Below are 12,909 nucleotides of genomic sequence, written 5' to 3'. Positions count from 1 at the left end.
GTCGATCCCATGCTCGAGGGCGTATAAAATGCACCCACTTTTGGCCGGTCGCTTCCTGAACCGGCCGCTGAAACAAGAGAGTCGACATGGGCGCACAGTGGAAAGCCAAACATAGAGAAACAGCGGCCAATGCCAAAGGCAAGATCATGGGCAAGCTGTCCAAGGAAATCCAGATCGCGGCCAAGTCGGGTGCCGATCCCGATATGAACCCGCGCCTGCGCCTGGCCATCGTGCAAGCCAAGAAGGCTTCGATGACCCGCGAGACCCTGGATCGGGCAATCCGCAAGGGTGCAGGCCTGGACGGTGATGCCGTGCAATACCATGCGGTGAGCTATGAAGGTTTCGCTCCGCACCAGGTGCCGTTGATCGTCGAGTGCCTGACCGACAACATCAACCGCACCGTCGCGCAGATCCGCGTGCTGTTCCGCAAGGGCCAGCTGGGTGCCAGCGGTTCGGTAGCGTGGGACTTCAACCATGTAGGCCTGATCGAAGCCACGCCTGCGAGCGCTGACGCTGATCCGGAAATGGCTGCGATCGAAGCCGGTGCCCAGGACTTCGAGGAAGGTGAAGAAGAGGGCTCGACCCTGTTCATTACCGACACCACCGACCTGGACGCGGTGCAGAAGGCCCTGCCGGAGCATGGTTTCACCGTGACCGCGGCGAAAATCGGTTACACCCCTAAAAACCCGGTAAGCGCGGCCAGCCTGAGTGCTGAAGCGTTGGCCGAGGTCGAAGCGTTCCTCGAGGCGATCGACGAGCACGATGACGTGCAGAACGTCTATGTTGGCCTGACCGAGTAATCGTCGGGGCCGCGTTGCGGCCTGTTCGCGGGCAAGCCCGCTCCCGCAGGTTTTTCACGATGCTGAACCGTGTGAGAACCCTGTGGGAGCGGGCTTGCCCGCGAGAGGGCCCTTGAATTCCACCGCAGGGAGCCTGCATGAACCCCACCTTCGCCTCCCTAAGCCTCGCCCACCTGCGCACCCTCGACCACCTGTTGCAGCTTAAAAACCTCAGCCACGCGGCCGAGCGCCTGGGTGTCAGCCAATCGGCCCTGAGCCGCCAGCTGGCCCACCTGCGTGAAGCCTTCGATGATCCGTTGCTGGTGCGCCAAGGGCGTGGTTACGTGCTTAGCGAACACGCCGAAGCCCTGGTCGAGCCTTTGCGCCAGGTGCTCGAAGAACTGCACGCGCTGCGCCAGCCCGCCATCTTCGACCCGGCGCGCTGCGAGCGGCGGTTCTGCCTGGCCGCTTCGGACTATGTGGCCGAGCACATGCTGCCGCTGCTGGTGGCGGCGCTGGAGCGCGAAGCGCCAGGTGTGTCGCTGGAGTACCGCACCTGGCAGGCCGGCCAGTACGCCTTGCTGGCCAGCGGAGAAATCGACCTGGCGACCACCTTGTTCGACGAGTCGCCGCCCAACCTGCATGGACGGCTGTTGGGTGAGGACCGCGCGGTATGCCTGATGCGCCAGGATCACCCGCTGGCCGCGCAGGCCGCGCTCAGCCAGGCCGACTACCTGGCGTACAAGCATGTGCGCATTTCGGGCGGTGGCGACAAGGACAGCTTCATCGATCGGCACTTGCGTGCACAAGGCCTGCAGCGGCGGGTCAGCCTGGAAGTGCCGTTCTTCTGCGCCACGGTACAAGTGATTGCCAACAGTCAGGCCGTGGCCACGGTCCCCGAGCACATTGCCCGACAGCTGAGCCGTTTGCATGACCTGGCCTGGCGACCACTGGGCTTCATCGACCACAGCCAGCGGTACTGGGTCGTGTGGCACCAGCGCCTGCAGGCCTCGGCCGAGCACCGCTGGTTGCGTAACCGGGTATTCGAGTTGTGGCGCCAGTCGCAGTTCGGGGTGCAGGGCGGGCATGCGGGTTCGCCATAGCAGCTATGCGGGAAGCGGGGTTATTCGGCTGGGGATAGGTGCCTAGACTGGGGCATTGTGTTGATTGTGCTGCTTCTTCGCGGCTGTAGGAGCGGGTTTACCCGCGAAAGGGCCAGCACAGGCAATGGATAACCCCCAGGAGAGCTAGCGTGACCCCCGAACAATTTCGCCAGTACGGCCACCAACTGATCGACCTGATTGCCGACTACCGCCAGACCGTGGGCGAACGCCCGGTCATGGCCCAGGTCGAACCTGGCTACCTCAAGGCTGCCTTGCCCGCAACTGCCCCTCAACAAGGCGAACCTTTCGCGGCCATTCTCGACGACGTCAATAACCTGGTCATGCCCGGCCTGTCCCATTGGCAGCACCCGGACTTCTATGGCTATTTCCCTTCCAATGGCACCCTGTCCTCGGTGCTGGGGGACTTCCTCAGTACCGGTCTGGGCGTGCTGGGCCTGTCATGGCAATCCAGCCCGGCCCTGAGCGAACTGGAAGAAACTACCCTCGACTGGCTGCGCCAGTTGCTTGGCCTGTCTGGCCGGTGGAGTGGGGTGATCCAGGACACCGCCTCGACCAGCACCCTGGTGGCGCTGATCAGTGCCCGTGAACGCGCCACTGACTACGCCCTGGTACGTGGTGGCCTGCAGGCCGAGCCCAAGCCTTTGATCGTGTATGTCAGCGCCCACGCCCACAGCTCGGTGGACAAGGCTGCACTGCTGGCAGGTTTTGGCCGCGACAATATCCGCCTGATTCCCACCGACGAACGCTATGCCCTGCGCCCAGAGGCACTGCAGGCGGCGATCGAACAGGACCTGGCTGCCGGCAACCAGCCGTGCGCCGTGGTTGCCACCACCGGCACCACGACGACCACTGCCCTCGACCCGCTGCGCGCGGTGGGCGAAATCACCCAGGCCAATGGGCTTTGGTTGCACGTTGACTCGGCCATGGCCGGTTCGGCGATGATCCTGCCCGAGTGCCGCTGGATGTGGGACGGCATCGAGCTGGCCGATTCGGTGGTGGTCAACGCGCACAAATGGCTGGGTGTGGCCTTCGATTGCTCGATCTACTACGTGCGCGATCCGCAGCACCTGATCCGGGTGATGAGCACCAATCCCAGCTACCTGCAGTCGGCGGTGGATGGCGAGGTGAAGAACCTGCGCGACTGGGGCATTCCGCTGGGCCGTCGGTTCCGTGCGTTGAAGCTGTGGTTCATGTTGCGCAGCGAGGGTGTCGACGCATTGCAGGCGCGGCTGCGGCGTGACCTGGATAATGCCCAGTGGCTGGCGGGGCAGGTCGAGGCGGCGGCGGAGTGGGAAGTGCTGGCGCCAGTACCGCTGCAGACCTTGTGCATTCGCCATCGACCGGCGGGGCTTGAAGGGGAGGCGCTGGATGCGCATACCAAGGGCTGGGCCGAGCGGCTGAATGCATCCGGCGATGCTTATGTGACGCCGGCTACACTGGACGGGCGGTGGATGGTGCGGGTTTCGATCGGTGCGCTGCCGACCGAGCGGGAGGATGTGCAGCGGCTGTGGGCACGTCTGCAGGACGTGATCAAAGGCTGAAGCCTTCGCGGGCAAGCCCGCTCTCACAGCATCGCATCAGGGCTGAAGCCTGTACGGTACCTGTGTGAGCGGGCTTGCCCGCGAAGGGGCTGCAAGGCAGCCCCTGCAATCTATCAGTGACTCACCGCCTGAAAGCTACCTTTACGGCTGGCTTCATAGGCAGCCTTTTCCATCGGCTTGGCGTCTGGGTTGCCCAGGTCGTCCATCGCCAGGCGGTGGGTTTCCGGGGCAATGTAGGCCGCCAGGGCGCACACGCCGGTGATGAAGAAGGCCAGCCCACCGACTACCAGCGGAATGTTGTCCGAGCCGGGTGGGGCAACCATTGCGAACAGCGCGGGCAGCATGGCGGTCAGCATGGTGCCGATGTTCTGCGCGATGGCCATGGCCGTAACGCGGTAGCGGGTGTGGAACAGCTCTGGGTAGAAGCTTGGGAACACCGCGTTGTAACCCTGGTAGACCATGCCCCACATGACGATCGAGGCGGCGAACGCCATTGGCACGTTCTGGATGCTGATCGCATACAGGTAGACGAAGGCCAGCAGGCCAGAGCCCAGGCAGCCGGCGATCATGGTCGGGCGACGGCCGATCTTGTCCGACAGGTTGCCCACGAACGGGATCACCAGCACCGCGACGATGTTGCCGACCACCGGAATCCACAGGTACACGCTCTTGTCGAAGCCGATGCCATACGCCGGCTGCACCGCGTAGGCCGCACCGAAGATGGTGGCCACGACCGGGATCACGTTCATCAGGGCCATGAACATCACCAGCACCATGTGCTTCCAGCTGTGGCGGAAGGCCTCGCTGATGGGCGACTTGGCAACCTTGTCCTGTTTCTCTTCTTGAACGAACGCCGGGGTTTCGTGCACTTCCTTACGGATGATGAAGCCGGCAATCAGCACGATGGCGCTCATCAGGAACGGAATGCGCCAGCCCCATTCGGTAAAGGCTTCGCTGGGCATGAAGTAAGCCAGTGGCAGGAATACCGCCGCCGCCAGGACCTGGCCCGCTTGCACACCTTGCAGGGTGAAACTGGCGTAGTAGCCTCTTCGGCCAAACGGCGCGTGCTCCATGATCATCGAGCTGGCACCGGAAATTTCCCCGGCCACGGCAAAGCCCTGGATCAGGCGCAGCACCACCAGCAAAGCCGGTGCGAGGTAGCCGATGTCGTGGTAGGTGGGTAGCAGGCCGACAGCCATGGTCGACAGGCCCATCAGGAACATGCACAGCAGCAGGACGTTCTTGCGACCGCGGGTGTCACCCCAGTGGCCCAGTACGAAGGCGCCGATCGGGCGTGCCAGGTAGCCCACGCCATAGGTGGCCAACGAGGCAATGATGGCCATTTTCGGGTCGGTGTTAGGGAAGAAAATCTGCGGGAAAATCAGCGCAGCGGCCTGGGCGTAGATGAAGAAGTCGTAGTACTCGAGTGCCGAGCCTATCCATCCACTGGCGGTCGCTTTCTTTGCTTGCGAGCTGGAGTGAGCCATCGTTGTCTCCGTTGTTATTGTTGTTTGCGCAGGTTCCGCCAGAGGTTATGCCAAGGCAGGAGGCAACGGTCGGTGTGCCTGCGTCTGTGGTCCATGTTGACCACGGGCCCGCGGTCTAGCAATTCGCTAGAACGGGTTTTGTGCGATAATCGAACGCAAAACTAACCATTCCGTACAAAGAGATTGAAGCGACGACTTTACCTGCGAATAATCGATCGTGCCATAAACTGTTACAGGGGTTGTTTGCCCGAATGGCACCGTATTCCTCCAACAACAAGGAACTCCCGCCATGCAGCGTTCGATCGCTACCGTGTCCTTGAGCGGCACTCTGCCGGAAAAGCTCGAAGCCATCGCCGCCGCCGGTTTTGACGGCGTCGAGATCTTCGAGAACGATCTGCTCTATTACGCTGGCAGCCCGCGCCAGGTGCGCCAGATGTGCGCCGACCTGGGCATTGCCATCACCTTGTTCCAGCCTTTCCGCGACTTTGAAGGTTGCCGCCGTGACCGCCTGCAGAAAAACCTCGACCGCGCCGAACGCAAGTTCGACCTGATGCAGGAGCTGGGTACCGACCTGGTGCTGGTGTGCAGCAACGTCCAGGCCGATGCCCTGGGTGACGAGCAACTGTTGGTCGACGACCTGCGCCTGCTGGGCGAACATGCCGGCAAGCGTGGCCTGCGCATTGGTTACGAAGCGCTGGCCTGGGGCCGCCACGTCAACACTTACCAGCAAGTGTGGAACCTGGTGCGCCAGGCCGACCACCCGGCACTCGGGGTGATCCTCGACAGCTTCCACACCTTGTCGCTCAAAGGTGACCCCAGCGCGATCCGCGACATCCCCGGCGACAAGATCTTCTTCGTGCAAATGGCCGATGCGCCGATCCTGGCCATGGATGTGCTGGAGTGGAGCCGCCACTTTCGCTGCTTCCCGGGGCAGGGCGAAATGGACATGGCCGGTTTCCTGGCGCCGATCCTCGCCACGGGTTACCGTGGCCCGCTGTCGCTGGAAATCTTCAACGACGGCTTCCGCGCCGCACCGACCCGGCAGAATGCCGCCGACGGCTTGCGTTCGCTGCTGTACCTCGAAGAGCAGACCCGCTTGCGCCTGGAGCAGGAAAACACGCCGATCGAACCTGGCGTGCTGTTCTCCCCGCCGCCGGCCAGCGCTTATGACGGCGTGGAGTTCCTGGAGTTCGCGGTCGACGAAGCCGTCGGCGCGCGCCTGGGCAACTGGCTGAAGCGCCTGGGCTTTGCCGAAGCCGGCAAGCACCGCAGCAAAGAAGTGCAGCTGCTGCGCCAGGGTGATATCAACATTGTGCTGAACGCTGAACCGTATTCCTTCGGCCACAACTTCTTCGAGGCCCATGGCCCGTCGCTGTGCGCCACTGCGCTGCGGGTCAAGGACCAGCAAGCGGCCCTGAAGCGGGCCACCGCCTTCCGTGGCCAGCCGTTCCGCGGCCTGGTCGGCCCCAACGAATGCGAAGTGCCGGCGGTGCGTGCGCCCGATGGCAGCCTGCTGTACCTGGTGGAGCAGGGCACTGCCGGCCACACCCTGTACGACACCGACTTCAGCCTGGACAACAACGCAACCGCTACCGGCGGCCTGCGCCGCATCGACCACATGGCCCTGGCCCTGCCGGCCGAGTCGCTGGACAGCTGGGTGCTGTTCTACAAGAGCTTGTTCGACTTCGCCGCCGACGACGAAGTGGTGCTGCCCGACCCGTATGGCCTGGTCAAGAGCCGCGCCCTGCGCAGCCAGTGCGGCACCTTGCGCCTGCCGCTGAACATCTCGGAAAACCGCAACACCGCCATCGCCCATGCGCTGTCAAGCTACCGTGGTTCGGGCGTGCATCACATCGCTTTCGATTGTGACGACATCTTCCGCGAAGTGGCGCGGGCCAAGCTGGCAGGGGTACCGCTGCTGGAAATCCCGCTGAACTACTACGACGACCTGGCGGCGCGTTTCGATTTCGACGACGAGTTCCTCAGTGAGTTGGCGTACTACAACGTGCTGTATGACCGCGATGCTCAAGGTGGCGAGCTGTTCCACGTCTATACCGAGCCGTTCGAGGAGCGTTTCTTCTTCGAGATCATCCAGCGCAAGGCGGGGTACGCCGGTTACGGCGCTGCCAACGTTGCGGTGCGCCTGGCAGCCATGGCCAAGGCCCGTAGCGGGGCGGCGCGCAAGCCGGTGCTGTAGTCGCCTGCACCGGCCTGTCTTGTGGGAGCGGGGTGAACCCTGCTTCCACAGGATTATTACGGCCCGATTCAGTGATGCTCAGCCACCATCAACAACGACTGCGGCACCGCGCTCTGCGGATGCTGCGGTTCCTGCAGGCTGACCAGCCTCAACCCCGCCATGTCCAGCGCATTCAGCCAGCTGGCCAGGGTGCGGAAATACCAAGGCATCGGTTGCCAATCCCCGGCGAACCCGGCAAAAGACTCCTCTCGCCAGCCATCCTGGTAATCCCCGCCAGCCACGCTCCACGGGTGCAGGGTCTGGATCACCAGCGCACCGCCTGGTACCAGCAAAGTACGCATGGCCGACAACAGTTCAATGATGTCCTGGTGCAACAGCGCGAAGTTGGCGCAGATCAGGTCATAGTCCTTGCCAACATGCACCTTCGCCTCAGCCAACTGCGCATAGCTGGCCAGGTGCACCTCACCCGCGCCCGCAGCTCGCGCTGCATCCACCAGCGTTCTGTCGCCGTCGACGCCCACGGCCTCGATACCCCGGTCGGCCAGCGCGCGCAGCAGCCAGCCCTCACCGCAGCCCAGGTCGAGCACCCGTTCGGGCTGGCGGCCAAGGATGGCCAGCAGGATGGCCTGGTCAGTGACCTGGCGACGGCTTTCGATGGCGCCATGGCGTACGGCGTCGATCCAGGCCTGGGCGTTCTGGTGCCAACTGTCGAGCAAGGCGTCTTCAGGGTTGCGCATGATCGGCTCCATCAGCGGAAAAGGTGAAGGGCGAGCCCGGCAACGGCGCAGCCGATCAACACGTGTATCACCCCGCGCTTGTAGCGGAACAGCGCCACAGCCGCGGCGAGCGCTATCACCGCCGAGGACCAGTGGAACGCGCCATCGAACCCGTCCGGCCACAGCACGTGGTAGCCGAAGAACAGCGCAAGGTTGAGGATTACCCCCACCACCGCCGCAGTGATCCCGGTCAGTGGGGCGGTGAACTTCAGTTCGTTATGGGTCGACTCCACCAGCGGGCCTCCGGCGAGGATGAACAGGAACGAGGGCAGGAAGGTGAACCAGGTCACCAGGCTCGCTGCCACTGCGCCCGCGAGGAACGCCTGCTGGGCGCCGAACATTGGCTGCAGGTAGCCACCGACGAAACCGACGAAGGCCACCACCATGATCAGCGGCCCGGGCGTGGTCTCGCCCAGCGCCAGGCCATCGATCATCTGCGTGGGCGACAGCCAGCCATAGTGGCCGACAGCCCCTTGATAGACATAGGGCAGCACCGCATAGGCACCGCCGAAAGTCAGCAGCGCCGCCTTGGTGAAGAACCAGCCCATTTGCGTCAGTGTGCCGTGCCAGCCAAAGGTCGCCATCAGCAGGCCCATGGGCAGAAGCCAAAGCGCCGCAACCGTCAGCAGCAAGGTCACCAGGCGGCCCCAGCTGAAGCAGGCGTGCGCGGGTATCGGGGTATCGTCGTCTATCAGCGCCGGGCACTGGCGGGCCCTGACTGCGCTGTGGCCCCCACCGGGCGCGAACTGTGCTGGCCGCAGCCGGCCGCCGACATAACCCAGCAGTGCGGCCGCCAGCACGATCAGCGGGAAGGGGACGTCAAGCGCGAAAATGGCCACGAACGAGGCCGCGGCAATCGCCCATAGCCAGCCGTTCTTCAACGCCCGCGTGCCAATGCGGTGGGCGGCATGCACGACGATGGCGGTCACGGCCGGCTTGATCCCTTCGAAAAGCCCGGCGACCACCGGAACTTCGCGCCAGGTCAGGTACACCCACGACAGGCCGATCAGGATGAACAGCGACGGGAGCACGAACAGAGCGCCGGCAATCACCCCGCCCCAGGTGCGGTGCATCAGCCAGCCGATGTAGGTGGCCAGTTGCTGGGCTTCGGGCCCGGGCAGCAACATGCAGTAGTTGAGGGCATGCAGGAAACGCCGTTCACTGATCCAGCGGCGCCGCTCCACCAGCTCCTGGTGCATGATCGCAATCTGCCCGGCCGGGCCGCCGAAACTGACGAAACCCAGCTTCAGCCAGAACAGCAATGCCTGGCCCAGGCCGACAGAGGCGGGTGTTTGCCCGGCAGTTTCTTGCAGGTGTTCAGCCATGCGGTGTGCCCTTGCTTTCAGCCAGTCGCAGCGCGTTGGCGCTTGATTCGGTACATGTGCCCGTCAGCATGGCGCAGTAACATGTCGGCATCGTTGCCGTCTTCGGGAAAGCGGGCCACGCCAATACTGCAGGACGGTGCATCGATGCCGGCAAACTCGGCGTCGAGCGGTTCGGCCATGACCGCGAGAATGTGCTGTACGTGCGTGGCAATGGCCTCTGGCGACGGGCAGTCGGGCAACAGCACGGTGAATTCGTCGCCGCCCATCCGCGCTACCGTGCCAGCCGCCCCTACGCAGCGTTCCAGGCGGCGGGCCAGCGTGCACAGTACCCGGTCACCCACGCTGTGGCCGTGGTTGTCGTTGATCTGCTTGAAGTCATTGATATCGAGGAACAGCAAGGCCAGCCTGCGGTTGTGACGCCGGGCCGCGGCCAGGGCGGTGTCCAGCCGTTCATTGAACATGGCGCGGTTGGCCAGCCGGGTCAGCGGGTCATGATGGGCGAGGAAGCGCAGTTCGTCTTCGGCCTTGCGCTGGGCGGTAACGTCCCGTGCCACGCCGATACGCGCCTGGGCCTCATCAGACCAGCAGGCCGACCACAGAATGTGCACCACGCTGCCGTCCTTGCGAAGGTAACGGTTGCAAAAGTCGTAGTGCGGCTGGCCGTTCATCACCCGCATGATCGAGGCGCGCGTGGCCGCGAGGTCGTCAGGGTGCATGTAGCGGGTGATCGGCGTGCCGATCAGTTCGCAGGCCTCGTAGCCCAGCAGTGTCTTGCAGGCATCACTGACGAACACGATCTGGTTGTCCCTGTCGACCACGAATACCGTATCCAGCATCAGGTGGATCAGCCTGGGGTACAACGCTTGCAGGTCTACGGGCATGGCTCAGGGTGTCCGCGGCAGGGTGACCGATCATAGCCTGAAGGAATACGTCGCAGCTACGGCAGCCTGCAGGGCTGGTGCCCCCTTCCTTGAAACTGGCAGCGACCGCATCGAAAGGGGCGGCCTCTACAGCGGTGGTTCGGGCCTAGGCAGGGGAAAAATGAGCCACGTAAAAGGCATGGCACCTGACAAAACTGCCAGTTGTAGCGAAATCCGTCTGCACATCAAATGAAGCGCGAGTGTTCTGAACAGTCGTTCGAGTGTTTGGCTCCCGCAATGTACAAATGGAGAGTGCCATGGACTATTCAACCGAAGAACTGGTCAAGTGGTTAGGTGAAGAATCACGTCTGTTGGGCTGGGACATGGTCTTCTTCTTTGATGGAGGAAAGATTAATGCGCTATTGAAGCAAACATCCATCCGGCGCTTCAATACAGCGGATCGTTTACCGCCCATTTCCGGATTCATCAGCAACGGGCCTGACTATCGTTTTGCCTTGTCCAATTGTAATCTCACTTTGCCTAGGTTGATTTTCGATGTGAACCTTGCCGGTAACAAGGCGCACCTGCTGATGACAATTGCTGAAGCCAATGTGTACTCGCTGATGTACAAGAGTCAACAGTGGCAAGTGCGCCAGTTGGATGTGCTAGGGGGTGTGCAACACGCTGATCTGAGTCTGGACATTGATCTGGAGGCGTCTGGTGGCCACGTGGATGAAACTGACACGATCAGTCTGGATCTCAGTGAAACGGAAAATTTTTCCATGCCGTGCTACACCGGCGAGACGCGCTTGTTGACCGAGTTTTTCAGGCAGAAATTTTCGGCGCTGCCTGGTGAACAGCGTCAGTTTCCGATTGGCCATTTGTCAAAGCTCAATGTCGATTTGCATCGCCCCGTCTCGTTTAGCCTGCGTACCCAGGCCAGGGGAAGGGGGCCCACCGATGTGGAGGGTGCAGTCGTGCTGTTTGTCGATATGAAGGATGGAGCGGGGGGGAATTTTCCTGGCGCGGATTACAAGTACGCAATACCCAATGATGGTGACTATTCGGCAACTGTGCTGTTCAATAAGGAGCGTTTGTTGCTTGCGCAGTTAGTGGCCGCCGCGAGCCGTGTGATCAAGGATGCTGAGTTTGAGTTGCTCCGGCATGATGGCGATTTACCGACAGTTACCTGCAAGGCGGGATATATTACACTGCCGCACCAGTGGGTTGACGAGACGATACTGACTATTGCGTTTGACACTCTGTGGGAAGTGACGGGGACTTTTCAGTTTTTCGAAGCCAACATAGACATGGCCGATGCGTTGACCATCAGCAATGAAGGTGACCAGTGGAAGATGAATTTGTCTATGCGTGGCAACCTGAAGGTCCAGTATAATAATATCGATGATGCCACGGGCGAACTACGCAACAGACTGATCTTTGAAGACTTTGACCTGGATGATTTCCTGGCGCCTGTGCAAGCAGATTTTCACTATGACGCAGAGCTGGCATACAGCTTTGATCCCGAAGGCGTGACACAACTGGTGTGCGAATCCTATGAATTTGCCGAACAGGTTGGCTTTCAACCGGTTTTTGGCAACATAAAGCCTCCGCCTGCACGTGATTCTTCCGGCTCTGCGAGCGAGTTTCTCGCGTATTTGGTAGGGCCGGCGATGTTCTGGTTAAGTTTGTCGCTCAGGAAACGTCTTACCAGCTTTGGTACTTCGGGGTTTGTCTCGCTTCAGGATGGTTTGGTGGAAAACCTGAAAACCAATCTGATTTTCGAGTCTCGCACAAGTAAAATAGCGAGCGATGTGCTGAGGTTAAATTTTCAGAGCATTTTTACGGGGACAAAACTCTTGGCCCCGCACGATATAGCTTTTTTCGGCAAGGTAAATCCCGCTGCTGGTTATTTCAACGTCAGTCCGATGGAAACTACCCTGCTCGCAGGTAAAACCACGAAATTCGAGGCCGAGCCTGCCTGGGCGCGGGTACGTTGGTCCGTTGAGGCCGTTTCCGGCATTGCAGAAGGTGTTCCTCTTTCTATCAACGGAGGCTTCTTTACCGCACCCAGTGCCAGCGACATGACAAAGTCATGCGCACACCTGCTGGTAACAACCACCAATATTTTGATTCCGGCAATTCAAAGCAAGGCCTTGATCACCGTGGTTCGCGAAACGCTGCAAGCCAACCCTGCGGTTGTGATTGCCCAGGCAGGCAGAAACGTCGATTTCAATGCCTGGACGCTCGGCAATCCTGCGACCTTGCAATGGCGTTATCAGGACGAACCTGTGGGCACGGGGCAGGCAGTGACGGTCACCAGCCCAGCCGACACGGGCACAGTTGCTTATGTCGTTGAAGAAATCCAGGTGACAGACCCTGAAAGCCAACAAACCAGTACCTGTGTACTGATCACCGAGATGGGGCATTTGACGCCCATGACGCTGAGCGCCACTGTTGACCCTGCGGGTACGAAAGCGGTGTTGGATGTCAGTCAAACCCCGTTCCCGCCGGAGGGCTTCAACTGGGAGGTGCGCTACGGACCGGGTAGTGTTTCGGCAGGAGTTTATACACCGGGTATAGACGAGACAGCCCGCTTCGCATTGATAAGCGCAACCTTCGATAGCGGTGATTACGGTGTTTTCGAAGGGTATGTCCTGCTAGTCCTGCCACTTGCCGAACACCGAAACATCACAACCGTTCAGGCAGATTGAACCATGGGTAGATGATATCAACCACCACTGCGCCATGAGCGTTGACCAGGCCCTGGTGTGGCATTGCTACCGGTTTGGCTGCCATTACGGGCTGGTGCGGGTAGCG

General features: G+C 61.5%; 9 protein-coding genes. 5 read left to right on the top strand and 4 right to left on the bottom strand.

Annotated features, from left to right (window positions below; all coding sequences use genetic code 11):
• The first annotated feature begins 86 nt into the window (after nucleotides 1-86).
• The 3 genes from ACI7M0_RS16310 (at nucleotide 87) to ACI7M0_RS16300 (ending at nucleotide 3,444) form a co-directional block, all read left to right on the top strand.
• The gene (locus tag ACI7M0_RS16310) at nucleotides 87-800 is read left to right on the top strand and encodes a YebC/PmpR family DNA-binding transcriptional regulator (protein ID WP_004575404.1); all 714 of its coding nucleotides are present in this window, start codon (nucleotides 87-89) and stop codon (nucleotides 798-800) included.
• Between the two features lie 137 nt (nucleotides 801-937).
• The gene (locus ACI7M0_RS16305) at nucleotides 938-1,882 is read left to right on the top strand and encodes a LysR family transcriptional regulator (protein WP_129931941.1); all 945 of its coding nucleotides are present in this window, start codon (nucleotides 938-940) and stop codon (nucleotides 1,880-1,882) included.
• Between the two features lie 149 nt (nucleotides 1,883-2,031).
• The gene (locus tag ACI7M0_RS16300) at nucleotides 2,032-3,444 is read left to right on the top strand and encodes a DOPA decarboxylase (RefSeq protein WP_129931942.1); all 1,413 of its coding nucleotides are present in this window, start codon (nucleotides 2,032-2,034) and stop codon (nucleotides 3,442-3,444) included.
• Between the two features lie 113 nt (nucleotides 3,445-3,557).
• On the opposite strand, the gene ACI7M0_RS16295 is transcribed toward ACI7M0_RS16300, so the two are convergent.
• Nucleotides 3,558-4,931 carry an MFS transporter gene (locus tag ACI7M0_RS16295; protein WP_014860854.1) on the bottom strand — a complete coding sequence of 458 codons (1,374 nt, stop codon included), beginning with the start codon at nucleotides 4,929-4,931 and terminating at the stop codon, nucleotides 3,558-3,560.
• A gap of 289 nt (nucleotides 4,932-5,220) precedes the next feature.
• Here ACI7M0_RS16295 and quiC point away from each other — a divergent pair, with 289 nt between their 5' ends.
• Nucleotides 5,221-7,128 (top strand): 3-dehydroshikimate dehydratase QuiC, encoded by a 1,908-nt coding sequence (gene quiC / locus ACI7M0_RS16290; protein ID WP_003250790.1) that lies wholly within the window; start codon nucleotides 5,221-5,223, stop codon nucleotides 7,126-7,128.
• A 68-nt stretch (nucleotides 7,129-7,196) separates the two neighbouring features.
• Here the strand turns inward: quiC and ACI7M0_RS16285 are convergent, their stop codons facing one another.
• The 3 genes from ACI7M0_RS16285 to ACI7M0_RS16275 are packed head-to-tail and all read right to left on the bottom strand — an operon-like array spanning nucleotide 7,197 to nucleotide 10,110.
• Entirely contained in the window at nucleotides 7,197-7,865 is a 669-nt protein-coding gene (locus ACI7M0_RS16285; protein ID WP_020190314.1) for a bifunctional 2-polyprenyl-6-hydroxyphenol methylase/3-demethylubiquinol 3-O-methyltransferase UbiG, read from the bottom strand.
• An 11-nt stretch (nucleotides 7,866-7,876) separates the two neighbouring features.
• Complete coding sequence (gene chrA, locus ACI7M0_RS16280) at nucleotides 7,877-9,229, bottom strand: chromate efflux transporter (protein ID WP_129931943.1); 1,353 nt, start codon at nucleotides 9,227-9,229, stop codon at nucleotides 7,877-7,879.
• A 17-nt stretch (nucleotides 9,230-9,246) separates the two neighbouring features.
• Nucleotides 9,247-10,110, bottom strand: coding sequence for a sensor domain-containing diguanylate cyclase (locus ACI7M0_RS16275; RefSeq protein ID WP_104887408.1), 864 nt, complete (start codon nucleotides 10,108-10,110; stop codon nucleotides 9,247-9,249).
• Nucleotides 10,111-10,406: 296 nt separating this feature from the next.
• Between ACI7M0_RS16275 and ACI7M0_RS16270 the strand changes: the two genes are divergently transcribed.
• The gene (locus ACI7M0_RS16270) at nucleotides 10,407-12,803 is read left to right on the top strand and encodes a hypothetical protein (protein ID WP_129931944.1); all 2,397 of its coding nucleotides are present in this window, start codon (nucleotides 10,407-10,409) and stop codon (nucleotides 12,801-12,803) included.
• Nucleotides 12,804-12,909: the final 106 nt, after the last annotated feature.

The sequence above is a fragment of the Pseudomonas sp. 10(2024) genome (assembly GCF_045164175.1).
Classification (GTDB): Bacteria; Pseudomonadota; Gammaproteobacteria; order Pseudomonadales; family Pseudomonadaceae; genus Aquipseudomonas; species Aquipseudomonas alloputida.
The sequence above is the reverse complement of the archived record's forward strand: the minus strand, read 5'-3'. Positions and strand labels throughout refer to the sequence as shown.